The organism is Mesorhizobium sp. M4B.F.Ca.ET.143.01.1.1, from assembly GCF_004792275.1.
GTDB lineage: Bacteria > Pseudomonadota > Alphaproteobacteria > Rhizobiales > Rhizobiaceae > Mesorhizobium > Mesorhizobium abyssinicae.
Genome location: NZ_SRSR01000016.1, coordinates 14,065 through 37,443 on the forward strand (window position 1 = coordinate 14,065; position 23,379 = coordinate 37,443).

The 23,379-nt window shown below is 65.5% G+C and carries 20 protein-coding genes and 1 pseudogene; 12 read left to right on the top strand and 9 right to left on the bottom strand.

The features are described 5' to 3' along the window. The first annotated feature begins 102 nt into the window (after nucleotides 1–102). From xdhB to EN786_RS28660, 3 genes are all read left to right on the top strand, one after another. On the top strand, nucleotides 103–2,445 hold the full coding sequence (gene xdhB, locus EN786_RS28650) for a xanthine dehydrogenase molybdopterin binding subunit (RefSeq protein WP_127391960.1): 2,343 nt from the start codon (nucleotides 103–105) through the stop codon (nucleotides 2,443–2,445). Between the two features lie 62 nt (nucleotides 2,446–2,507). Further along, on the top strand, nucleotides 2,508–3,536 hold the full coding sequence (xdhC, locus tag EN786_RS28655) for a xanthine dehydrogenase accessory protein XdhC (protein ID WP_127311800.1): 1,029 nt from the start codon (nucleotides 2,508–2,510) through the stop codon (nucleotides 3,534–3,536). 136 nt (nucleotides 3,537–3,672) lie between these two features. After that, on the top strand, nucleotides 3,673–4,509 hold the full coding sequence (locus EN786_RS28660) for a PhzF family phenazine biosynthesis protein (RefSeq protein ID WP_127311801.1): 837 nt from the start codon (nucleotides 3,673–3,675) through the stop codon (nucleotides 4,507–4,509). Here EN786_RS28660 and EN786_RS28665 read toward each other — a convergent pair. The 3 genes from EN786_RS28665 to EN786_RS28675 all read right to left on the bottom strand — a co-directional run bounded on the left by EN786_RS28665 (nucleotide 4,506) and on the right by EN786_RS28675 (nucleotide 7,725). Beyond that, a complete protein-coding gene (locus EN786_RS28665; protein ID WP_127391962.1) occupies nucleotides 4,506–5,774 on the bottom strand; it encodes an LLM class flavin-dependent oxidoreductase in 1,269 nt (422 codons plus the stop codon). The genes EN786_RS28660 and EN786_RS28665 overlap by 4 nt on opposite strands. Then, nucleotides 5,771–6,727: an LLM class flavin-dependent oxidoreductase gene (locus EN786_RS28670; RefSeq protein ID WP_127311315.1), complete on the bottom strand. Its 957-nt coding sequence runs from the start codon at nucleotides 6,725–6,727 to the stop codon at nucleotides 5,771–5,773. Before EN786_RS28670 ends, EN786_RS28665 begins: the two co-directional genes overlap by 4 nt. 77 nt (nucleotides 6,728–6,804) lie before the next feature. Further along, complete coding sequence (locus EN786_RS28675; RefSeq protein ID WP_127285407.1) at nucleotides 6,805–7,725, bottom strand: LysR family transcriptional regulator; 921 nt, start codon at nucleotides 7,723–7,725, stop codon at nucleotides 6,805–6,807. Between the two features lie 285 nt (nucleotides 7,726–8,010). On the opposite strand from EN786_RS28675, the gene EN786_RS28685 reads away from it, so the two are divergent. The 4 genes from EN786_RS28685 to EN786_RS28700 all read left to right on the top strand — a co-directional run bounded on the left by EN786_RS28685 (nucleotide 8,011) and on the right by EN786_RS28700 (nucleotide 12,369). Further along, the gene (locus EN786_RS28685) at nucleotides 8,011–9,228 is read left to right on the top strand and encodes a urate hydroxylase PuuD (protein ID WP_127311313.1); all 1,218 of its coding nucleotides are present in this window, start codon (nucleotides 8,011–8,013) and stop codon (nucleotides 9,226–9,228) included. 2 nt (nucleotides 9,229–9,230) lie between these two features. Next, nucleotides 9,231–10,544, top strand: a complete 1,314-nt coding sequence (gene guaD / locus EN786_RS28690) for a guanine deaminase (protein ID WP_127311312.1) — start codon at nucleotides 9,231–9,233, stop codon at nucleotides 10,542–10,544. Between the two features lie 65 nt (nucleotides 10,545–10,609). After that, nucleotides 10,610–11,113, top strand: coding sequence for a heme-degrading domain-containing protein (locus tag EN786_RS28695; protein WP_127311311.1), 504 nt, complete (start codon nucleotides 10,610–10,612; stop codon nucleotides 11,111–11,113). Continuing rightward, nucleotides 11,110–12,369: a glycerate kinase gene (locus EN786_RS28700; RefSeq protein WP_135909150.1), complete on the top strand. Its 1,260-nt coding sequence runs from the start codon at nucleotides 11,110–11,112 to the stop codon at nucleotides 12,367–12,369. The genes EN786_RS28695 and EN786_RS28700 overlap by 4 nt, the downstream gene beginning before the upstream one ends. Before the next feature lie 278 nt (nucleotides 12,370–12,647). Here EN786_RS28700 and EN786_RS28710 read toward each other — a convergent pair whose 3' ends face one another. The 3 genes and pseudogenes from EN786_RS28710 to EN786_RS28720 form a co-directional block, all read right to left on the bottom strand. Beyond that, complete coding sequence (locus EN786_RS28710; RefSeq protein ID WP_127309666.1) at nucleotides 12,648–13,310, bottom strand: UdgX family uracil-DNA binding protein; 663 nt, start codon at nucleotides 13,308–13,310, stop codon at nucleotides 12,648–12,650. 53 nt (nucleotides 13,311–13,363) lie between these two features. Continuing rightward, complete coding sequence (locus EN786_RS28715; RefSeq protein WP_127309665.1) at nucleotides 13,364–14,749, bottom strand: glutamine synthetase family protein; 1,386 nt, start codon at nucleotides 14,747–14,749, stop codon at nucleotides 13,364–13,366. A gap of 88 nt (nucleotides 14,750–14,837) precedes the next feature. Next, a pseudogene (locus EN786_RS28720) lies at nucleotides 14,838–16,219 on the bottom strand (aspartate aminotransferase family protein). 157 nt (nucleotides 16,220–16,376) lie between these two features. Here EN786_RS28720 and EN786_RS28725 point away from each other — a divergent pair. Then, on the top strand, nucleotides 16,377–16,829 hold the full coding sequence (locus EN786_RS28725; protein WP_127309663.1) for a hypothetical protein: 453 nt from the start codon (nucleotides 16,377–16,379) through the stop codon (nucleotides 16,827–16,829). Between the two features lie 6 nt (nucleotides 16,830–16,835). Here the strand turns inward: EN786_RS28725 and EN786_RS28730 are convergent, their stop codons facing one another. Further along, nucleotides 16,836–17,810 (bottom strand): WD40 repeat domain-containing protein, encoded by a 975-nt coding sequence (locus EN786_RS28730; protein WP_127309662.1) that lies wholly within the window; start codon nucleotides 17,808–17,810, stop codon nucleotides 16,836–16,838. A 347-nt stretch (nucleotides 17,811–18,157) separates the two neighbouring features. Continuing rightward, a complete protein-coding gene (locus EN786_RS28740; RefSeq protein ID WP_127309661.1) occupies nucleotides 18,158–19,207 on the bottom strand; it encodes a GTP-binding protein in 1,050 nt (349 codons plus the stop codon). A gap of 136 nt (nucleotides 19,208–19,343) precedes the next feature. Here EN786_RS28740 and EN786_RS28745 point away from each other — a divergent pair, with 136 nt between their 5' ends. Further along, nucleotides 19,344–20,075: an intradiol ring-cleavage dioxygenase gene (locus EN786_RS28745; protein WP_127309660.1), complete on the top strand. Its 732-nt coding sequence runs from the start codon at nucleotides 19,344–19,346 to the stop codon at nucleotides 20,073–20,075. Nucleotides 20,076–20,296: 221 nt separating this feature from the next. Next, the gene (locus EN786_RS28750) at nucleotides 20,297–20,767 is read left to right on the top strand and encodes a MarR family winged helix-turn-helix transcriptional regulator (RefSeq protein WP_127309659.1); all 471 of its coding nucleotides are present in this window, start codon (nucleotides 20,297–20,299) and stop codon (nucleotides 20,765–20,767) included. Nucleotides 20,768–20,946: 179 nt separating this feature from the next. On the opposite strand, the gene EN786_RS28755 is transcribed toward EN786_RS28750, so the two are convergent. Next, nucleotides 20,947–21,843, bottom strand: a complete 897-nt coding sequence (locus tag EN786_RS28755) for an AraC family transcriptional regulator (RefSeq protein WP_127309658.1) — start codon at nucleotides 21,841–21,843, stop codon at nucleotides 20,947–20,949. A gap of 49 nt (nucleotides 21,844–21,892) precedes the next feature. Here EN786_RS28755 and EN786_RS28760 point away from each other — a divergent pair, with 49 nt between their 5' ends. Both EN786_RS28760 and EN786_RS28765 read left to right on the top strand, forming a co-directional pair. Next, complete coding sequence (locus EN786_RS28760) at nucleotides 21,893–22,300, top strand: DUF2000 family protein (RefSeq protein ID WP_127285867.1); 408 nt, start codon at nucleotides 21,893–21,895, stop codon at nucleotides 22,298–22,300. A gap of 194 nt (nucleotides 22,301–22,494) precedes the next feature. Continuing rightward, on the top strand, nucleotides 22,495–23,379 hold the full coding sequence (locus tag EN786_RS28765) for a DMT family transporter (RefSeq protein ID WP_187331356.1): 885 nt from the start codon (nucleotides 22,495–22,497) through the stop codon (nucleotides 23,377–23,379).

Consider the following 23,379-nt stretch of genomic DNA (forward strand, 5'->3'; position numbering starts at 1 on the left):
TCGGCCACTTTTCGCAAAATCATTAATGTCGGCGCTGCCCCTCATCCGGCCCTTCGGGCCACCTTCTCCCCGTGAACGGGGAGAAGGCAAAGGAGGCGCCCAATGACCAAGCACGTTCCCAACCTGAAGGCGCAGAAGATCCAGGGCGGCGTCGCCAGCGACCAGCGCCACGATTCCGCGCACAAACATGTCAGCGGCACGGCGGTCTATATCGACGACATGCCGGAGCCGGCGGGCACGCTGCATGGCTGCCTCGGCCTTTCGGCAGCAACGCATGCCACCATCACCCGGATGGACCTGTCGGCGGTGCGCGCGGCGCCGGGCGTCGTCGACGTGCTGACGGCAAAGGACGTGCCCGGCGAGAACGACATCTCGCCGACCGGCCGCCATGACGAGCCGGTGCTCGCCGACGGCAAGGTCGAGTTCTACGGCCAGCCGATCTTCTGCGTCATCGCCGAGACGCGCGAACAGGCGCGCCGCGCCACCCGGCTGGCCAAGGTCGAATACAAGCAATTGCCCTTCGTCACCGACATCGGCGAGCTAAACCCAAGGAAAGACAAGCTGGTCACGCCGCCGCTGACGCTGAAGCGCGGCGACGCGGAGGCGGCGATCAAGGCAGCGCCGCGCAAGCTCAAGGGAAAAATGCGCGTCGGCGGCCAGGAGCATTTCTACCTGGAAGGCCATATCGCCATGGCCGTCCCCGGCGAGGACGAGGATGTCACCATCTATTCCTCTACCCAGCATCCGAGCGAAGTCCAGCATATGGTCAGCCACGCGCTGGGGGTGCCGAGCAACGCCATCACGGTGGAGATTCGCCGCATGGGCGGTGGCTTCGGCGGCAAGGAGACGCAAGGCAACCAATTTGCCGCGCTGGCGGCGATCGCAGCGAAACGGCACCACCGCGCGGTGAAAATCCGGCCCGACCGCGACGACGACATGACCGCCACCGGCAAGCGCCACGACTTCGTCGTCGATTACGAGGTCGGCTTCGACGACGACGGCAACATACTCGGCGTCGACTTCATGTTCGCGGCGCGCTGCGGCTTCTCCTCGGACCTGTCGGGCCCGGTGACCGACCGCGCGCTGTTCCATTGCGACAACACCTATTTCTGGCCAGCGGTGCATGCGCAGTCGGCGCCGCTCTACACCAACACGGTGTCGAACACCGCCTTCCGCGGTTTCGGCGGGCCGCAGGGCATGGTCGGCGCCGAGCGCGTCATCGACGAGGTCGCCTTTGCCGTCGGCAAGGATCCGCTCGAGATCCGCAAGAAGAATTTCTACGGCACCAGCGACCGCAACGTCACGCCCTACCATCAGACGGTCGAGGACAACATCATCCACCGCATCATTGCCGAGCTGGAGGCGAGCTCGAACTATGAGCGGCGCCGGCGTGAAATCAGGGCCTTCAACGCCAACAGCCGCTTCATCAAGCGCGGCCTGGCGCTGACACCGGTGAAGTTCGGCATCTCGTTCACTGCCACGCATTACAACCAGGCCGGCGCGCTGGTGCACGTCTATACCGACGGCTCGGTGCATCTGAACCATGGCGGCACCGAGATGGGGCAAGGCCTCTATCTCAAGGTCGCGCAAGTGGTGGCGGAAGAGTTCCAGATCGACCTCGACCAGGTCAAGATCACCGCCACGACAACCGGCAAGGTGCCGAACACGTCGGCCACCGCGGCGTCGTCCGGCTCCGACCTCAACGGCATGGCGGCGCAGAACGGCGCCCGCCAGATCAAGGACCGGCTGACCAATTTCGCGGCCGAGAAATACCAGGTGCCGCGCGACCAGGTGCTGTTCCTGCCCAACCGGGTTCGCATCGGCAACCAGGAGATCGCCTTCGCCGACCTCGTCAAGCAGGCCTATATGGCGCGCATCCAGCTCTCGGCAGCCGGCTTCTACAAAACACCGAAGATCCACTGGAACCGCGACAAGGGCGAGGGTCGCCCCTTCTACTACTTCGCCTATGGCGCATCGTGCTCGGAAGTGTCGGTCGACACGCTGACCGGCGAATACGTGGTCGAGCGCACCGACATACTGCACGAGACCGGCCGCTCGCTGAACCGTGCCATCGACCTCGGCCAGATCGAGGGCGGCTTCATCCAGGGCATGGGCTGGCTGACCACCGAGGAACTGTGGTGGGACGAGAAGGGCCGGCTGCGCACGCACGCGCCGTCGACCTACAAGATCCCGCTGGCGTCGGACCGGCCGAAGATCTTCAACGTCACGCTGGCCGACTGGCCGGAGGCGCATGAGCCGACCGTGCACCGCTCCAAGGCGGTCGGCGAGCCGCCCTTCCCGCTCGGCATGTCGGTGCTGCACGCGCTGTCGGACGCGGTGGCGAGCGTCGCCGACCACAGGATCTGCCCGCGCCTCGACGCGCCGGCGACGCCAGAGCGGGTGCTGATGGCGATCGAACGGCTGAGAGCCGCAAGACCGGCTTGAACTGGGCCAAAGGTGCAATTCGGGCCGAAAAACTCTATATTTCCGTATCGGGAATGCAGACGATGAACTCGAAGGTGCAAAGCCTGAAGGATTTTCTCGGCCAAACGGGCCGGGCCGCGCTGGTCGAGGTCGCGGCAACCAAGGGCTCGACCCCGCGCGAGACCGGCGCCTTCATGCTGGTCTCGGCCTCGGCGATTTACGGCACGATCGGCGGCGGCCAGCTCGAATATATGGCGATCGACAAGGCGCGGCAGATGCTGGGCTCTTTACGCCCTGCACCTCTCGGGGAATTTGCCGACGTCGCCGCCGCCCCTCATCCGCCTGCCGGCACCTTCTCCCCGTATAGTGACGGGGAGAAGGGAGATAGTCGCAACGCTGGCGCCCCCCTCTCCCCGTCCTTACGGGGAGAGGGTAAGGGTGAGGGGCTGCGCGACGCCGGCAAGATGTTCGCCACGCTCGACGTTCCGCTCGGGCCTGAAATCGGCCAGTGCTGCGGCGGACGCGTCGAGGTGCTGATCCGCCCGGTCGATGCGGCACTCGAACAAGAGCTGATCGCCAAAGCCGAGGTCGAGGAGGCGCATCTGCCTCACGTCTATCTCTTCGGCGGCGGCCATGTCGGCCAGGCGCTGGCGTCGGCGCTGGCGCTGCTGCCCATCCATGCCGTCGTCGTCGAGACGCGCGCCGAAGCGCTCGAAGGGATGCCGGAAACGGTCGAAACCAGACTGACGCCGATGCCCGAGGCCGTGGTGCGCGATGCGCCGGCGGGAGCCGCCTTCGCCATCCTCACCCACGACCATGCGCTCGATTTCCTGATCGTCGCCGAAGCGTTGAAGCGGGGCGACGCCGCCTATGTCGGCATGATCGGCTCGAAGACCAAGAAGGCGACCTTCAAGAACTGGTTCCTCAAATCGGCGGATGGCAGCGAGGCGGAGTTCAACCGCCTGGTCTCGCCGATCGGCGGCAATGCGGTGAAGGACAAGCGCCCGCCGGTCATCGCGGCGCTCGCCGCCGCGGAGATCATGACGGCGCTGGTCTCGCATGCCACTGAGGCGACTGCCTCAAGCACGCCCGAGAAGGCGATGGCCGACTGAGCCCAGTCGCCGGGGCGCCGGCGGCGACGCTGCTGGGATATGACCAGCGCTCACAGCTGCTCGTCGCTTTCTTCATTTCCCAAATCTTTCGGGAAAGTGTTTTCTGCGCGCCTCACAAGCACGAGGCGGACCCCTGATGGACGTATTGAGAATTGCGGCGTTTTCGGATGGCGACAACGGCGGCAACCCGGCCGGCGTGGTGATCGGCACGGTCTTGGACGATGCCATCGAAATGCAGCGCGTCGCGGCCGAAGTCGGGTTTTCGGAAACCGCCTTTGCGGCGCCGGAAGGCGATGGCTGGCGGGTCCGCTATTTCTCTCCGGAAAGCGAAGTGCCGTTCTGCGGCCATGCCACGATCGCGCTTGGAGCTGCGCTGGTGCGGCAGTTCGGCGACGGGATTTTTGCGCTCACCCTCAATCAGGCAACGATCACCGTCGAAGGGTTTCGCGACGGCGCCAACATCGTCGCGGCGCTGCAGTCGCCGCCGACGCGCAGCCGGCCGGCCCCACCAGAGCTCCTCGCGGAGACGCTGGCGCTGTTCGGCTATCAGGCAAACGATCTCGATCCGGCCATTCCGCCGGCGCTGATCCATGGCGGTGCCGACCATCTCGCGCTGGCGCTGAAGTCGCGCGAGGCGCTGGCTGCAATGGCCTATGACCTGAAGCGCGGGCAGGCGCTGATGCGGCGCGAAGGGCTGGTGACGATCCTGCTCGCCTATGCCGAAGCGCCCGCCCTGTTCCACACGCGCAATCCGTTCGCGTCGGGCGGCGTCTACGAGGATCCGGCGACAGGAGCCTCGACCGCCGCCTTCGCCGGCTATCTGCGCGACCTCGGCTGGCCGCATGGCGGCGCGATCGACATCGTGCAGGGCGAGGACATGGGCATGCGCTCGCGGCTGCATGCCGACATCCCGCCCCAGCCAGGCAGCTCGATCAGGGTGTCAGGCACGGCCCGGATGATGGACGCCGGCTAAGCATCCGATGCCGGCCGCTTCAGGCCGAGATGTTCGCGCAGGGTGCGGCCTTCATAGTCGGTGCGGAACAGGCCGCGCCGCTGCAGTTCCGGCACGACGAGGGCACAGAAGGCGTCGAGCTCGCCGGGGAACCAGGACGGCATGACGTTGAAGCCGTCGGCGGCGCCGCCCTCGAAGCGCGCCTGCAATTCGTCGGCGATCTGCGCGGGCGTGCCGACGATCCGCCAATGCCCGCGCGCGCCGGCGAAATGGCGGGCAAGCTGACGGATGGACAGGCCGTCGCGGCGCGACTGCTCGACGACCAGCGCCTGCCGGCTCTTCATGCCTTCGCTCTCCGGCAGTTCGGGCAGCGGCCCGTCGATCGGATGGCGCCAGAGATCGGAGATGCTGAGATAGCTGGAGAGCAGCGCCACGCCGACCTCGTCGGGGATAAGCTCCTGCAATTCCTCATGCTTTTGCCGGGCCTCCGCCTCTGTGGCGGCGACGACCGGCGCGACGCCGGGCATGATCTTGACGTCTTCCGGCTCTCGCCCGTAGGCGGCGAGCCGTCGCTTGACGTCGTCGTAGAAGGCCTTCGCTTCTTCGAAGGTCTGCGCCGCGCTGAACACGACGTCGGCGGTCCTGGCGGCAAGGTCCTTGCCGTCCTCCGAGGCTCCAGCCTGCACCATGACCGGCGCGCCCTGCGGCGAGCGCGGCAGGTCGAGCGCGTCCCTGACCGAAAAGCTCTGGCCGTCATGGTTGAGGCCGCCATTGCCGTCGCCGCGCCAGAGGTCGGCGACCACCTGGGCGAATTCGCGCGCCCGCTCGTAACGGTCGGCATGCGGACGCAGGCCCGTCGAGCCGAAATTGGCGGCCTCGATGTGGCTGGCCGAGGTGACCAGGTTCCAGCCGGCGCGGCCGCCGCTCAGATGGTCGAGCGAGGCGAAGGTTCGCGCCAGCCCGTAGGGCTCGTTGTAGCTGGTCGAGGCCGTGGAGACGAGGCCGATGCGCTCGGTCTGCACGGCGATCGCCGAAAGCAGGCTGATCGGCTCGAAACCGATCGAGCGCGAGGTCTGGCTGGCGATCTGGACGTTGGCCTCGCGCAGGCCGGCAGCATCCTCGCAGAAGATCATGTCGAGCTTCGCCGCTTCGGCCGTGCGGGCGAGTTGTATGTAATGGTCGATGTCGATACCGGCCGTGACATGCGCATCGGGATGGCGCCAGGCGGCGATGTGGTGGCCTGTCGCCCACAGGAAGGCGCCGAGCTTCATCTGACGCGCGCTCATGGTTTGCCTCCCGCCTCAAGTCCGAGATGCTGGCGCAACGTCGCGCCCGCACGTGCGGATTGAGCCAGGCCGCGACGTTGCAGCTCCGGCAGCACACGATCGGCAAAGGCCTCAAGCGCAGGAGGATCCGCCGGCAAAGTAAAGTTGAGGCCGTCGCAGCCGTTCGGGCCGACTTCGGCCTTCAGTTCGGGATCCCCGGCGACAGTCATCAGAACCTTCATGGCATCCGGCTCGCGGCCGGCGGCAAGCGCGCGACCTCTCAGGTCGTCACAAGCAGCCCTTGTCGCTTCCGGCGATCCTTCGGCGATCAGGACGACGTCCGCGACGCGGACGGCGAAGTCGAGGTCGGCCTCGGACAGGCCGGACATGACCAGCACCGGCGCGTCCTGCGGCGAGCGCGCCACGTTGAGCGGCCCGCGCACCGAAAAGAACCCGCCCTTGTGGTCAAGCAGATGCATCTTCTGCGGGTCGTGGAAACGGCCGCCGGCCTTGTCGAACAAAAGCGCATCGGCGTCCCAGCCTCTCCACAGGCCTTGCACGATGCCGATGAATTCTTCGGCGCGGCGACGGAAATCATCGTCCGAAAAACCTTCAGGCCGGCTGAAATTGGCGGCCTGGCGGGGATCCTGGACCATCGTCGCGCTCCAGCCGGCGCGGCCGTGGCTGATGATGTCGAGCGAAGCGAAGCGCCGCGCCAGATTGTACGGCTGGTGCGCGAGCGTCGAGGCGCTGGCGACGAGGCCTATTTTATCGGTAACGGTCGCCAGAGCTGCCAATAGCGTCGTTGCCTCGAATGGGCTGGTCGATCGAGCGCCGCTGGGGGCGGCATCGGAGACGACGACCAGGTCGATCCCGGCCGCTTCCATTTTCCGCACGAAGCCGGCTATGCGGCGGAAGTCCAGGCCGGCCTGTCCGTCGGTGGCGGCAATGTCGAGCGAAATGGCGAGATGCATGACGCGAACCTAAGTCCGCCTTCGCGCAAGGCAAGCCTGTGGAGTGGGCCAGCGGGCCGTCACTTGCCGGCCAGCCCCTATTTGCCCGCCAGAATATCCTTGATCAGCCGCTGGCAGCGCTCTGCCATGAAGTCGAGCAGCAGCCGTACCTTCGGGTCCTGCAGCTTCTTGTGCGGATAGACGGCGGCGAACTGCACCGGCGTCGGCGGTGTCTTGGCGAGTATCACCTTCAGCCGCTCGTCGCGAATGAAGGGCTCGACCTCGAAGCGCGGCTTGTTGATGATGCCGCGACCCGACAGCGCCCAGCCGGTCAGCACGTCACCGTCGTCGGTGTCATAGGGTCCATGCACCTCGAATTTCTGCGGGCCGGCCGGCGTCTGCAGCGTCCAGACATATTCGCGCGCGCCGGCATAGCGCAGCATCAGGCAGTCGTGCTTCTTGCCGATCAGTTCCTGCGGCTCGGCCGGCTCGCCGCGCGCCTCCAGATATTTCGGCGCCGCCACCAGCACGCGCTCGCATTCCATGATGCCGCGCATCCTGAGGCTGGAATCCTCGATGATGCCCAGCCGGAAGGCGACGTCGATGCCTTCTTTCATGATGTCGACATTGTGATCCGAAAGCCTGAGCCGCACCTCGATATCAGGGTATTTGTCGTGAAAGTCCGGGATGCCGGAGGCGACCAGCCGGCGGCCGAGGCCGAGCGGCGCCGTCACCTTGATCGTGCCGCGCGGCTGGCCGGACAATGCCGAGACGGCGGCCTCGGCCTCGGTTATCGCCTCCAGCACCTGCTTGGCGCCGGTGTAGAATACCGTGCCGTGCTCGGTCGGCATCAGCTGCCTGGTCGTGCGGTTGAACAGGCGGACGCCGAGGTGCTTCTCCAGCTCCTTGATGCGGTTGGAAGCGACCGCCGGCGAAATACGCATATCGCGCCCCGCCGCCGATAGATTGCCGAGCTCGACGACACGGACGAAGACGGCGATGTTGTCGAGATAGGCCATGCGTGGCTCTCAAACGGCTGCGTCAAGCTGTGTCGATTTTCAGGTTATGCCGGCCTGCAAACGGTGGGTTCCTGCGCTTCCGGTGCTCACGTGCTTCAAGCACGCTCCGCTCCGGTTCTCGGAACCCGCCGTTTTCGGCTCGGCCTGACCTGAATCTCAACACAGCTTGCAACCTAGTATTTTTTATTTTTTTTTGAAAGTCATCGCGCACCTCGCCTCTTTTCGTTTTGGCGCCAGACCGTAAAGTCGGGCAATCGGCAGGGACGACTTCCCAAGGGCAACACGATGCTGGATTTCGCGATTTTCTGGGACTGGCTGAGCTTCGCCGTCCGCTGGCTGCATGTCATCACCGGCATCGCCTGGATTGGCTCGTCCTTCTATTTCGTCGCGCTCGACCTCGGGCTGCGCCAGCGCCCCGGCCTGCCGGTCGGCGCCTTCGGCGAGGAATGGCAGGTGCATGGCGGCGGCTTCTATCACATCCAGAAGTATCTGGTGGCGCCGGCCGAGATGCCGGAGCACCTGACCTGGTTCAAATGGGAGTCCTACGCCACATGGCTGTCGGGCTTCGCCATGCTGTGCGTGGTCTACTATGCCGGCGCCGACCTGTTCCTGATCGATCCCAATGTGCTGCCGATGGCGGTGCCGGTCGGCATCCTTTTGTCGATGGCGACCATCGGCGTCGGCTGGGTTGTGTATGATCTGCTTTGCCGCTCGCCGCTGGGCAAGAGCGACACCGGCCTGATGCTGGTGCTCTATGGCGTGCTGGTGTTCATCGCCTGGGGACTCACCCACCTGTTCACCGGTCGCGCCGCCTTCCTGCATCTTGGCGCCATCACCGCCACGATCATGTCGGCCAACGTCTTCATGGTCATCATCCCGAACCAGAAGATCGTCGTCGCCGACCTGATCGCCGGCCGCAAGCCGGACCCGAAATACGGCAAGATCGCCAAGCAGCGCTCGCTGCACAACAACTACCTGACGCTGCCGGTGCTGTTCCTGATGCTGTCGAACCACTATCCGCTGGCGTTCGGCACCGAGTTCAACTGGGTGATCGCCTCGCTGGTGTTCATCATCGGCGTCTTGATCCGGCACTATTTCAACAGCGTCCATGCCCGCAAGGGCAATCCGACCTGGACGTGGCTCGGCGCCGCCGTGCTGTTCGTCATCATCATCTGGCTGTCGACGGCGCCGAAGGTCCTGACCGGCGAACCCAAGGCTTCCGCCGCGGCCGAGACCTATATCGCCTCGGCGCATTTCCAGGCCGTGCGCGACACGGTGCTTGGCCGCTGCTCGATGTGCCATGCCGAGGAGCCGGCCTATGAAGGCATCTACCACGCGCCGAAGGGCGTGATGCTCGACACCGACGCGCGCATCGCCGAGCATGCGCGCGAGATCTACCTGCAGGCCGGCCGCAGCCACGCTATGCCGCCCGCCAACGTCACCCAGATCAGCGACAAGGAGCGGGCGCTGCTGGTCGCCTGGTTCGAAGGCGCGGGAAAGTAAGCATGACCTCGACTCTTCTGCGCGGCCGCACGCTGACCTTCCTGCGCTGGCCGGAAACGATCGACGACCATTCCGCCTGGCGCTACGAGGAGGATGGCGGCCTGCTGATCAGCGACGGCCGGATCGTCGCCTCAGGCGCCTATGCCGATATCGAGAAGCAGGCCGGCGACGGGGCAAGACGGATCGACCATCGCCCGCATCTCATCCTGCCGGGCTTCATCGACGCGCATGTGCATTTCCCGCAGATGCAGATCATCGCCTCCTACGGCGCCGAGCTGCTCGACTGGCTGAACAAATACACCTTTCCCGAGGAGACGAAATTCCGCGACGCCCAGCACGGCCGCCGCATCGCCAGACTGTTCCTCGACGAGATGGTGCGGCATGGCACGACGACGGTCGCCGCCTACTGCTCGGTGCACAAGGCCTCGGCCGAGGCCTTCTTCGCCGAATCGCACGACCGCAACATGCTCAACATCGCCGGCAAGGTGATGATGGACCGCAACGCGCCGGACGGCCTGCTCGACACACCGCAATCAGGCTATGACGACAGCAAGGCGCTGATTGCGGAATGGCACGGCAAGGGGCGCCAGCACTACGCCATCACGCCGCGCTTCGCCATCACCTCGACACCGGATCAGATGGAGATGGCCGGCGCGCTCTGCCGCGAGCATCCCGATCTACACATGCAGACGCACCTCTCGGAAAACCATGCCGAGATCGCCTTCACCCAGGAACTCTATCCCTGGTCGCGCGACTATACCGATGTCTACGAGCATTATGGGCTGCTCGGGAAAAAGAGCCTGTTCGGCCACTGCATCCATCTCTCCGAACGCGAGGCGGATGCGCTGTCGGGCTCCGGCTCGGTGGCGGTGTTCTGCCCGACCTCGAACCTCTTCCTCGGCTCCGGCCTGTTCGACTACCAGCGCTACCGCCGGCGCGAAAAACCGCTCCGGATCGCGGCCGCCACCGATGTCGGCGGCGGCACCAACTATTCCATGCTGCGCACCATGGACGAGGGTTACAAGGTGATCGCGCTGAACGGCGAGAAGCTCAACCCGTTCCAGTCCTTCTGGCAATTGACGCGCGGCAATGCCGAGGCACTGTCGGTCGCCGACAAGGTCGGCACGCTGGATGCCGGCACCGACGCCGACATCGTTGTGCTCGACGCCCGCGTCACGCCGGCGATGCGGCTCAGGATGGAGACAGTCGGCGCGCTGGCCGAGGAACTGTTTCTCCTGCAGACGCTGGGCGACGACCGCACTGTCCGCGAGGTCTATGTCGCTGGCCGGCCGGCGAAGAGCGCGATCGCGATCTAGCATTCCGGCTTGACCCCACGGCAACCATCGGCCAAAGCGTGCGGCGACATCGACAGGGGAACGACATGGCCGTTGCCGACGACATCGCTCTGATCAAGAAACAGGAAGCCACGCTGGTCTTTCCTGCCTTCGACGAGGCCGTCGCCTTCGAGATCGGCTCGGCGATCCGCAAGCGGGCGCTGGCCGAGGACCTGCCGATCATCGTCGACATCAGAACCTTCGACCGGCCGCTGTTCTACGCGGCGATGCCGGGTTCGAACGCCTCCAATCCCGACTGGGCGCGGCGCAAGATCAATGTGGTGAAGCGGTTCCTCAAAAGCACCTATCGCATGGTGCTGGAGCAGCAGCGCCCCGACCGCACCTTCAAGGTCGGCGAGGGGCTGGATGTCGCCGACTACGTGCTGGCCGGCGGCGGCTTTCCCGTCACCGTCAACGGCGCCGGCGTGATCGGCGTGATCGCCGTCTCGGGCCTGCCGGAGCGCGAGGACCACGGCGTGGTGGTCGACGCGCTGTGCGCGCATCTGGGCGCCGACCGCAAGCAATTGGCCCTGGCGCCGGAAGCACAATGACAGACCCCAAATCCTTCCTGACGTCGATCTTCAACGCCGCGGTCGCCGCCGCCGATCCCGAAAAGACGATCCGCGACCATCTGCCGGCAAGGCCGAAGGGCCGCACCATCGTCATCGGCGCCGGCAAGGGCTCGGCGCAGATGGCCGCCGCCTTCGAGAAGGTGTGGGACGGCCCGATCGACGGGCTGGTCGTCACCCGCTACGGCTATGGCGCGAAATGCGAGCGCATCGAGATCATCGAGGCGGCGCATCCGGTGCCGGATGCAGCCGGCCTTGAGGCCTCGCGCCGGCTGCTGGACAAGGTGCGCGGGCTGACGGTGGACGATCTGGTGGTGGCGCTGATCTCCGGCGGCGGTTCGGCTCTTTTGCCCTCGCCTGCTCCCGGCCTGACACTGGCCGACGAGATCGCCGTCAACGAGGCGCTGCTCGCCTCCGGCGCGCCGATCGCGGCGATGAACACGATCCGCAAGCATGTCTCGACCATCAAGGGCGGCCGGCTCGCGGCCGCGGCGCATCCGGCCAGGGTGGTGTCGCTGGTCGTCTCCGACATTCCCGGCGACAATCCGGCCCTCGTCGCGTCCGGGCCGACGGTTCCCGACACCGGCAGCCGCGAGGATGCGCTGGCATCGATATCAGCCTACGGCATGAAGCTGCCGGCCTCGGTCATGGCGCACATCAATTCGCCGGCAGCGGACGCGCCGCGCCCGGACGATCCGGTCTTCGCCGACAATGAAGTGCATCTGATCGCGTCGGCGGGCGTGTCGCTGGAAGCCGCCGCCGCCGAGGCCAGGCGGCAGGGGATAGAAGCCGTCATCCTCTCCGATTCCATCGAGGGCGAGGCGCGCGAGGTGGGCGGCGTTCATGCCGCCATCGCGCGCGAGGTGGCGACGCGCGAGCGTCCGTTTGCCAAGCCGGTGCTGATCCTGTCGGGCGGCGAGACGACGGTGACGCTGCGGGCAAAAGGCAAGGGCGGCCGCAATTCGGAATTCCTGCTCGCCTTTGCGATCGCCATTGGCGGCGTGGACGGCATTCACGCGCTGGCGGCCGACACCGACGGCATCGACGGCTCGGAAGACAATGCCGGCGCATTCGCCGACGGCTCGACGGTGTCGCGCATGCGCGCCGCCGGCATCGACGCCAAGGCGATGCTCGCCGGCAACAATGCCTGGACGGCCTTCAATGCGGTGGGTGATCTCTTTGTCCCGGGGCCGACGGGCACGAATGTCAATGATTTGAGAGCGATTCTCGTCCGTTAACGCGTGCCGCATTGCCCTTGCGCAAGCGTCGGCGCTGCCCCTCATCCGCCTGCCGGCACCTTCTCCCCGTATAGTGACGGGGAGAAGGCAACTGGCTGCGAACGTCTGCGCTAATTCTGCTATATTTGTGGTTGGCGAAATCATGCGCGGCAGCGTCTTTCTCCCCGTCACTATACGGGGAGAAATGCCCGGTAGGGCAATGAGGGGCGGCGCGAACTTGTCGATGCTTGTTAATCAATGTTGAGGGCATCCGAAGAGGCGCGCCGAAGCATAATTGATCAAACCGCCATCAGCCGCTTCACCTTGCTCATGTCCTTGAAGAATCGTTCCCGTTCGGCTTGCTGGTCCGCCTGTTCGCGGATGCGCAGGATGAAGGAGGGATGGATGGTGACGAAGATGCGCAGTCCGTCCTCGCGCTCAATCACCTCGCCGCGCATCTTCGTCACCGGCACGGCCTTGCCGAGCAGCGACTGCGCCGCCGTCGCGCCGAGCGCCACCACCAGATTTGGCTTGATCAGATCGAGTTCACTGTCCAGCCACCAGCGGCAGGCCTGGACCTCGCCGGCATTCGGCTTGGAATGGATTCGGCGCTTGCCGCGCGGCTCGAATTTGAAGTGTTTGACTGCGTTGGTGACGTAGACCTTCTGCCGCTCGATATCGGCATCCTCTAGCGTGGCGTCGAAGATCCTTCCGGCCGGTCCGACGAACGGTTTGCCGGCCAGATCCTCCTGGTCGCCCGGCTGCTCGCCGACGAACACAAGCTCGGCGCTGTCCGGTCCTTCGCCGAAGACGGTCTGCGTCGCATTGCGCCAGAGCGGGCAACGGCGACAGGCTTTCGCCGCCTCGCGCAAGTCGCCGATCGACGCCTTCTCGCCGGGTGTCGGCTCGATATCGTCCGAACCGCGCCTGGCCGGTGCCTTTGCCTGGGTCGTTGCGGCCATCCTGTGCCTCATCCATTCCAGGGTGAAATGGACCGGGCGGGCTATGGTTCCGCTCAGACCTCGTGCAGATAGAGGTGGTAGTCGAGCTCGCTGACGGTGCGGGCGACGCGCAGATATTCGGCCTGCTTGATGGCGACGAAGGTCTTGTGCAGGTCGGCGCCGAGCGCTTCCTTCAGGAAGCTCGATGCCCTCGCCGCCTCGATTGCGGCGCGCCAGTCCACCGGCATGGCGCTGTGCCCGGCCGCCTGCTCATAGCCGTTGCCGGTGGTTTCCGGCCCGGGATCGAGGCCTTCGTCGAGCCCCCTGGAGACACCGGCCAGCACCGTCGCCGCCACCAGATAGGGATTGGCGTCGACGCCCGACGGCCGATGCTCGATGCGCCTGTTCCTGGCGTCGCCCGCAGGCACGCGCAGCGCCACCGAACGGTTGTTGACGCCCCAGGTCGGCGCCACCGGCGCGTAGGACTGGGAGACGAAGCGCCGCCAGGAATTGGCATGCGGCGCAAACACCAGCATCGATTCCGCCATGGTCTGGATCAGGCCGCCGAGGGCGCTCAGCAGTTTCGGCGACCACTTTTCGCCTTCGGCCTCGGCGAAGACGTTCGTGCCGGCATCGTCTTGCAACGAGACATGGAAATGCATGCCGGAACCGGCATATTTCTCGATCGGCTTGGCCATGAAGCAAGCGGTGACGCCGTGGCGGCGCGCCTGTGCCCTGACCAGACGCTTCAGCATGACGAGGTCGTCGGCCGCCCGCATCACGTCCTTGCGGTAGTTCAGCGTCAGCTCGTATTGGCCCGGCGCATATTCGGAAATCACCGTCTCGGCCGGAATGCCTTGTACCCTGGCGGCGGCATAGATGTCGGAAAACAGCGGCTCCATGCCGTGCAAATGGTCAACCGAATAGACCTCGGTCTTGGCCGAGCGGCGCCCGTCGAGAACGGCATGCGCCGGCTGCACCTTGCCGTCGGCATCGCGCTCATTGGCGAGAAGAAAAAATTCGAGCTCGAAGGCGCCGGCCGGATGCAGGCCCTTGGCCGCCAGGCGCTCGACCTGCCGCTTGAGCGCCAGACGGGGATCGGAGCTCATCGGCTGCCCGTCGAGATGGTACATCGCCATCAGCACCTGGCCGCGCGGCGGGCTGGTGCCGTGCAGCGGCACCAGCGTGCCGGGGATCGGCCATGCGCGGAGGTCGCCGTCGCCGGTGTCCCAGACCAGGCCGGTCTCGTGCACGTCCTCGCCGGTGATGTCGAGGCCGAGGATCGAGATCGGCAGGTGCCGGCCGCCCTCGAAAATGCCCATCAACTCGTGCCGGCGCACGATCTTGCCGCGGCCGATGCCGTTGGCGTCGGTCAAGACGATGTCGAAAGCCTCGATTTCCGGATGGGTGTCGAGAAAGGCTTTCGCCTCGGTGGGCGTCGAGCCCGAAGGTGAAGTCATGATGGAACTCTGCTTTGGCTGGCCGCCGATCTTCCAGCCGCTTGTCTCATGCCACTTGTCTCATGCCACTTGTCTCATGCCGCTTGTCTCATGCCGCAAGCCTTGCCGCAACGGCGGCGAAAGCGGTGATCAGCCGGTTGACCTGGGCCGCCGTCGTCGCCGGCGAGATCAGCATCATGTTGTGGAAGGGCGCGATCAGCACGCCCTGGTTGACCAGCGCGACATGAATGGCGGCTTCCAGCTCCGGCGCTGCGCCGCCTCCGCCTCGCCGCCGTTGCGCAGTGGTCCCGGCGCGCAGATGAACTCGACACGGGCGCCGACGCGGGCGACATGCCAGGGCAGACGGCAGCGGTCGATGACGGCGGTCAGCCCGGCATCGAGCCGCCGCGCCAGCCGGTCCATGCGGGCATAGGCCGCCTCGGTCATCACCTCTTCGAGTGCCGCGCGCATCGTGGCGAATTGCAGCGGGTTGGCCGACAGCGTCGTGCCCATGCCGGAATAGCCGGGCTCCTTGGTCCGGTTGTAGGCGGCGTAGCGGCTGGCGATCTCGTCGCTCAGGCCCCAGACGCTCGCCGGCACGCCGCCGGCGACCGGCTTGCCGAGGACGAAGAGATCGGGCTCCAGCCCGTGCTTCTTGGTGTAGCCGCCGGGACCGGTGGAGATGGTGTGCGTCTCGTCGATCAAAAGCAGCGTGCCGGCGGCGCGGGTGAGGCGCCGCAGCGCGTCGTGGAAGCCCGGCTCGGGCAGCACCATGCAGGAGTTGGTCAGCACCGGCTCGGTGATGACGCAGGCGACATCCCTGTCGGCGAGCGCCGCTTCCAGTGCGGCGACATCGTTGAATTCCACGATCTTCGTTGCCCGCGTCAGGTCGCGGAACTCGCCCGCCAGGCCCGGCCGGTTCACCGGCTTGCCGTCAACCAGCCGCACCATCGTCTCGTCGACCGAGCCGTGATAGCAGCCGTTGAAGACCAGTATCTTCTCGCGCCCGGTCACCGCGCGGGCGACGCGCAGCGCGAAACGGTTGGCGTCGGTCGCGGTGGTGGCGATCTGCCAGAACGGCAGCCCGAAGCGCTGCTGGAGCAGCGGGCCGATGGCCAGCGCATCCTCGCTGGGCAGCATATAGGTCAGACCGTGCCCGGACTGTCGGCGGATGGCGCGGGCGACCGGCGGCGGCGAATGGCCGAACATCGAACCGGTGTCGCCGAGGCAGAAATCGTCGAGCCGGTTGCCGTCGATATCGGTGATGGTGGCGCCCCTGGCGCTGTCGACAAGGATCGGAAACGGCGTCGGCCAATCGTTCATCCAATGCATCGGCACGCCGCCGAAAAAGCCGGGCAGACCGTTGCCGGCCTTGGCCTCGGATTTCGGCCGTGCCTTGCGGAAAACCTCAGCCTCCGTGTCGCGCAGCATGGCAATGCGCTCGCGGCTGATGCCGCCGATCGACGTCTTTGAATGGCTGGTTGAATGCATGAAGACCCCTCTCGCCGTTCACTGTAGACAATCGCCGTCTCAAACCGCAATTGGCCGCCTGCTTGCCGTGCATTGGTTCAGCGGCAGCCGGCTGGCGCTTGACCTCGAGGCAAAGCCCGGCATCAATAAGGGCGTGGCTTGGTTCTGGGGGAGAAAAATGCGGGCGATCATTTGCACTGCGACATTGCTTCTGTCGGCTGGCTCGGCCCTTGCGAGCGGCGGCATCTGGTGCTCCGCCGAGGATGCGGGGGCAATATTCCAGGTCGAGGCCGGCGTCACCAGGGGCATGGGCGGGCCGACGTTCAATTTTCGCGGCGATCTCGAAATTCTCGGCAGGCCTGCCGGCGACAGCCTGCGCAAGACCGTCTTCGAGGATTCCAACCTGACGCAATACTGGCTCGACGGCGAGGAATTGCGGCTGAACATCTATCGCGAGCACGAAGTCGCTGAACATATCAACTCGGTCGAACTGACGATCCTGACCAAGACCAGCGACGAAGGCGTCTATGACGGGCGCTATACGCTCGCCATCTACGACGCCGCGGCGGATACGGACCAGGACGGCAAGCCGGTTGAAGTCAAAGGCAAAGTATCCTGCGGGGCAGAATAGCCGCGGCTATGCGGAAATATCGATTACGCCGCAGTCGCCGGCGGCGCTGCCGAAGACGACGCGGCGCTCTTGCCTGTCCCACATCATCGCGGTGATGGCGCCCTTGCCCGGGCGGCGCAGCAGCACTTCCTTGGCGTCGGCGAAGCGCACCGCCATCACCATGCCGTCGTCATAGCCGATCGCCACCACATCCTGGCTCGGATGGCAGGCGACCGTGGTCACCATGGCGTTGCCGCGCGTGCCGAGCTCCAGCAGTGCCTTGCCCATCGGTCCGTCTTTGCCGGTAAACGGCCAGACGATCGCCGCCGGCGCGCCCGAGCTCGCCAGCCATTTGCCCTTCGGCGCCCATGACAGGCTTTTGACCTTTGCCGGATAGCCGCTCATGCGCATGTGCTTGCCGTCGGCGAGCTTCCAGCCGTGCAGCGCGTTTTCCTGCATCGTGGTGACAAGGAAGGCGCCGTCCGGCGAGAAGGTGATGCCGGTATGGGCGCCGGCCCATTCGAGCTCCACCGGCTTGCCCTCGGCGGCGGGGAAATGCAGCGTCGCGCCATTGTAGCGGGCGACGCCGAAGCGCATGCCCTTGGGCGAGAAGGCCAGTCCCTCGACCGAGCGCGGGTGGGCGAATTCCTTGGTCTTGCCGTCGGCGAAGCGCACGAAGGCGGTCTTGCCCGAAGCAAAGGCAATCGCGCCCTGCGGGCCGGCGGCGATGCTGGTGATCCATTTCCTGCCGGCGCTCGCCAGTTCCTCGACGTTGCCGCCCGCGGTGATCGAAAAGACCTTGCCGTCCTCGCCGCCGGTGATCAGCCGGTCATTGGCGGCATCGTGAAAGGAGGCAAGCAGTCCGTCATTGGCCTGAACGGTCTTATGGCCGTTGTCGAGGCGGTGGATTGTGCCATCGGCGAGCGCGAAATGCGGCACATCGCCGAGGAAGACGGCGGCGACGCAATGGCCTTCGAGATCAAGCGGGGCGACAGTGGGCATGGCTATCTTTGTCTGGTGAAAGTGCAGAAGGCGGCTTACTCGACGTTTGTACGTCCGGCAACCATGAGGGGGATATTCGCCAGCGATGGCGCCGCCCCTCATTGTCCTGCCGGACATTTCTCCCCGTATAGTGACGGGGAGAAAGAGGGCTGTCGCGGATGATCTCGCCAATCTTCAGCGCTACAGAATAGGCGTCGACATCGCGGCCAGCCTTCTTCTCCCCGTCACTATACGGGGAGAAGGTGCCGGCAGGCGGATGAGGGGCGGCGCCAACGGTTGGAAATTGTCGCTACAGAATGCTTGGCAGTGCTTCGATCGCCCTAAGCAGCCTGTCCTCTCCCGAACGTTCAAGCCGTCTGGCAGGCCTCGAAGCTCTTCCTGAGTCGCTCTTCGTCGAGCTCGCGGCCGATGAAGACCAGCCGGCTCTCGTGCTTCTCGCCATCCTTCCAAGCGCGCTGGTGGTCGCCCTCGATGATCATGTGGACGCCCTGGATGACGTAGCGCTCATCGTCGCCTTTCAGCGCGATGATGCCTTTCAGCCGCAGGATGTTGGGGCCTTCCATCTGGGTGATCTTCTCGATCCACGGGAAGAACTTCTTCGGATCCATCTCGCCGCCGCGCAGCGACACCGACTGCACCGTCACGTCATGGATATCGGAAGGATGCGCATGGTCATGATGGTGATCGTGGTCATGGTCATGGTGATCATGGTCATGATCGTGGTGATCGTGATCATGGTCGTGCGCTTCGAGGAAATGCGGGTCGTTCTCCAGCGCGCGGGCAAGGTCGAAGGCGCCGCGATCGAGCACCTCGGCCAGCGCGACACCGGCGCGCGTGGTACGGTGGATCCGGGCCGACGGGTTGATGGCGCGGATCGTCGCCTCGACCTTGGCGAGTTCGTCCGGCGTGACGAGGTCGGTCTTGTTGAGCACCACCACGTCGGCGAAGGCGATCTGGTCCTCGGCCTCCTTGGAATCCTTCAGCCTGAGCGGCAGGTGCTTGGCGTCGACCAGCGCCACCACGGCGTCGAGCTTGGTCTTGGAACGCACATCGTCGTCCATGAAGAAGGTCTGCGCCACCGGCACCGGATCGGCGAGGCCCGTGGTCTCGACGACGATGGCGTCGAAGCGGCCGGGACGGCGCATCAGGCCCTCGACGACGCGGATCAGGTCGCCGCGCACCGTGCAGCAGACGCAGCCATTGTTCATCTCGTAGATTTCCTCGTCGGATTCTACGATCAGGTCGTTGTCGATGCCGATCTCGCCGAACTCGTTGACGATGACGGCATAACGCTTGCCGTGGTTCTCCGACAGGATGCGGTTGAGCAGGGTCGTCTTGCCGGCGCCGAGGTAGCCGGTCAGCACGGTTACGGGGATCTGCGTCTGCGCTTGGCTCATGTCTTGCCTCGAAAAGTCTTACTGCCTCGGAAAATCCGGGCTTCGAAAAGGGGAGTGTCGGCTCCATATAGGGTGTGTGCCACGCATTTGCACGCGGCAAACCGATGGGCCAGGCAGCAGGCCGGAAAGGCGCCAGATGTCCGACAAGCGAGCTTCCTTGCCAATCTCCCGGCGCCGGGCGCTCGGCCTGATTGCCGTCACCGCCGGCGGCGGCAGCTTTATGCCGTCCACCGCGCCAGCGGCGCAGGTTTCGCCCTATGCCGGGCTTGCCCTTTTCGATGCCGGCGCCGGCGTTTGCGCCATCACGCCCGAGGCGACCGAGGGGCCGTTCTACTTCGACCCGAAGCTCGAACGCGCCGACATCGCCGAGGGAAAGAGCGGTGTCGGCCTGACTGTGAAGCTGCAGGTGGTCGATGCCACCTGCCGGCCGCTGGCAGGGGCGCGCGTCGATGTCTGGCATTGCGACGCGCAAGGCCACTATTCCGGCTATCCGGGCCAGGGCGACGGCCAGGATGTCGACACGTCAGGCCAGACTTTCCTGCGCGGCTGGCAGAAGACGGACGAACGCGGCATCGTGTCCTTCGCCACCATCTATCCCGGGTGGTATCGCGGCCGCACCACCCATATCCACTTCAAGATCTTCCTGGACGACAGCTCGACGATGACCGGCCAGCTGTTCTTCCCCGACGCGCTCAGCGATCAGATCTTTGCGTCCGTGCCGCCCTATGCCGAGCGCGCCGGCAAGCGCGACACGTCGAATGCGCGGGACGGCATCGCGAGACGCGCGGGACCGCTGGCGCAGGCGGCCTTGCGCGAGGCGGCGGACGCCTACCAGGCGCTGCTGGTCGTCGCGGTGAAGTCCGGCTGAGGCTCGGTTTTGCACGCCTCGACGCGCCCGTCGGAAAGCCTTCCCCCAGGGGAAAAGTCGTTTGTCATCTAACTGAAATAAACATCTGGCATCACCTCGGCGGACATCGCAATGCTTGCCGGCAAAGCTGTTCTGCAAGCCGGATTCTTTTTGATCGTCGATTGCCAACCGGCAGGCAGCCTCTATGCTGTCGGCACCGGTTCGGCCGAAGAGGGATGACCATGGCCAAGGCGGACAAGACAGCGACAATGAGCCGGCTGCATTCGGCGGCGCGACTGGCGCGCACGGCGCTCGCCGCGCGGCTTCTGGGGCATGGTTTCTATGCCGGGCAGGACCAGATCATGCTGGCGCTCGATCGCGAGGACGGCCAGACGCCCGGCAACCTCGCCGGCCGCCTGGGCGTGCGCCCGCCGACCATCACCAAGACCATCAACCGGTTGCAGGCGCAGGGTTTTCTCGAAAAGCGCGCCTCCAACGCCGATGCCCGCCAGGCCCACATCTTCCTCACCGATACCGGCCGCGACATCATCCACGCCATCGAGAAATCGGTGAAGAAGACCGAGAAGCAGGCGCTGAAGGGCCTCGACAAGAAGGACCAGAAGGCGCTGTTCAAACTGCTCGCCCGGGTCGAAGCCAATCTTTCGAACGAAGATCTGGTGCTCATCGACGACGACGCCGAGCTGGATGATTAACGAGCGACGCGTCAGCGTCGTCTCGCAGCGACGCGTAAGCGCGACGCGAAGCGTCGTCGCAGTGCGCCAGCGTTGCCCTTTAACCAGCGACGCGGTGAGCATGGTCGCTTCAAGTAGCGCCCTAGCATCGGCGGCTTAGCGGAAAGGGCGACGACGCTGCGCGTCGCGCCTGAGAGCTATCACTGGGCGTCTCGCGGTTGAGCGACGACGCTGCGCGTCGCGCTTTGCACCAGCGCCGACCAACGCCCGGGCGTTAGCCCGAACGCCTTCTTGAAATGACGGTTGAAATGGCTCTGGTCGCTGAAGCCGGCGGCAACGGCGATTTCGGCCAGCGGCTCGCCCGCCTCGATCATCCGGCGCGCCCGCTGCAGCCGGCGCATGACGAGGAAGCGATGCGGGCTGGTGGCGTAAGTGGCGCGGAAATGGCGCGAGAGGGCGTAGCGGTCGAGGCCGGTAACGGCTTCCAGTTCACCTGACCGCACCGGCCGCCCGGCATTCTCCTCGAGATAATCGCGCGCAAGTGCTGCGGCGCGCCATGCCGTCTTTCCCATCGGCTTCGCCGGCTGCCCGGCATGTCGACCGAGGTTCCGCGCCAGCCGCGCGATGAAATCGGCGACGAACAGCTCGTCCAATTCTTCCTCCAGCGGCGCCAGCGCCGACAGCAGCGTGCCGCGCAGCGCCGGATCACTCACCACCGCATCCTCAACGAAAGGCAGCGGCGCGCCTTCCAGGCAATCGATGAGCAGCGACGGTTCGAGATACAGGATCCTGTAGCGCAGTCCGTCCTCCGTGCCGGCGCCGCCATCGTGCAACTCGTCGGGATGCAGCACGATCACCTGGCCGGGCAGGCTGTGCCGCAGCGCGCCACGATAGCGGAAGCGCTGGACGCCGTGCAGCGTGACGCCGATGGCATAGGTGTCGTGACGGTGCAATTCGAAGGCATTGCCGTGGAAGCGCGCCTCGATGCGCTCGATGCCGGTGCCGGCCGGCGCCGACACGATACCGTCCCCGGTGACCTCGCCCGAGCACGAACGTTCAAGACCCTGCACAGGCTCCGCGGCTAGATCGTGTGGCATCGCTTCATCCAGGCCTTTCACAGGCCGCCTCCCGGAGACTTGAATCTTGGTGTTCGATACGAAATTTGCAATCGTGCTCAGGGACGATCTCGCCGTCTGGCAAAAGCTCAACGTCACCGCCTTCCTCACCAGCGGCATCGTTGCCCAGTTCCCGGAGATCATCGGCGAGCCCTACCGCGACCGTGCCGGCAACATCTACAACCCGCTGTCGATCCAGCCGGTGATCGTGCTGTCGGCGGACGGACCGACGCTGAATGCGATCCATCGCCGGGCGCTGGAGCGCGGCGTGACGACATCGGCCTATGTCGAGGAGATGTTTTCGACCGGGCACGACGCCGCCAACCGCGCCGTCTTCGCCGAATTCGCGCCCGATGACGCCAGGGTCGTCGGCATCGCGCTGCGTGCCGAGAAGAAGCTCGTCGACAAGATCGTCAAGGGCGCCCGCATGCAGTCATGATTGAAGCCCGCAGGCGCTGGTCCACGGAGCGCCTGGACTGAGCCTGTCCGGGGACGCTTGTTGGGCCAGTCGCTTTTGGCTTGCCGGCCAGCGGCGATTGCCGCAAAAGGTGGCGTCTACCTTTCCTCGGCCCGACCTTGAGCATTCCCAAAAATCAAGACGACAGCGCAACGCCGCCGGCGGCGATGCTGCTGATGCTGTGCGTGTATGTCTGCTTCACCTTTCTCGACACCAGCAGCAAATATCTGGTGCTGGCCGGCGTCTCGGCGCTGATCGTCGCCTGGGCTCGCTTCGTCGTTCATGTGCTGCTTGTCGGCGTGTTCCTGCGCGGCTGGCGCGAGCCGTCGCGTTTTCGCGCCAGGAACCTGACCGCGCATATCCTGCGCGGCGCGTTCCTGTTCGGCTCGACCATGTGCAACATTTTCGCGCTGCGAACCCTGCAACTGGCGGAGACGACATCGATCTACTTCTTCGGCCCGATGGTGATCACCGCGCTTGCCGGTCCGCTGCTCGGCGAATGGGCGGGCTGGCGGCGCTGGCTGGCGATCCTCACCGGCTTCGTCGGCGTGCTGATCATCACCCGGCCGGGCGTCGGCGTGTTCGGCATCGGCCATCTCTTCGCGCTCGGCTCGATGCTGTCGAACAGCTTCTATGTCATCATGACCCGCCGCATGTCGGCTACGGAAAGCTCGGAAAGCCTGATCCTGTTCTCGGCACTGGCGCCGACCGTGCTGCTGTTGCCCATGCTGCCGTTCTCAGTGTCGTTGCCGCATGACGGGTGGCACTGGTTCATCCTCCTGATGCTCGGCGTGTTCGGCGCCACCGGCCATTGGCTGCTGGTGCAGGCCTATCGCCTGGCGACCACCACGGCGCTCGCCCCCTACCCCTATTCGCAGATGGTGTGGATGATCATTTCCGGCTGGATCATCTTCAACCAGTTTCCCGACCGCTGGACGCTGCTGGGGGCTGCCATCATCGTCGCCAGCGGCCTTTACATCATTCATCGCGAACACCGGCTTCGCCTGCGCAACAGCGCGACGCTGGACGCAGAGGCCGAAGCCCTGGCAAAAAAACTTTGA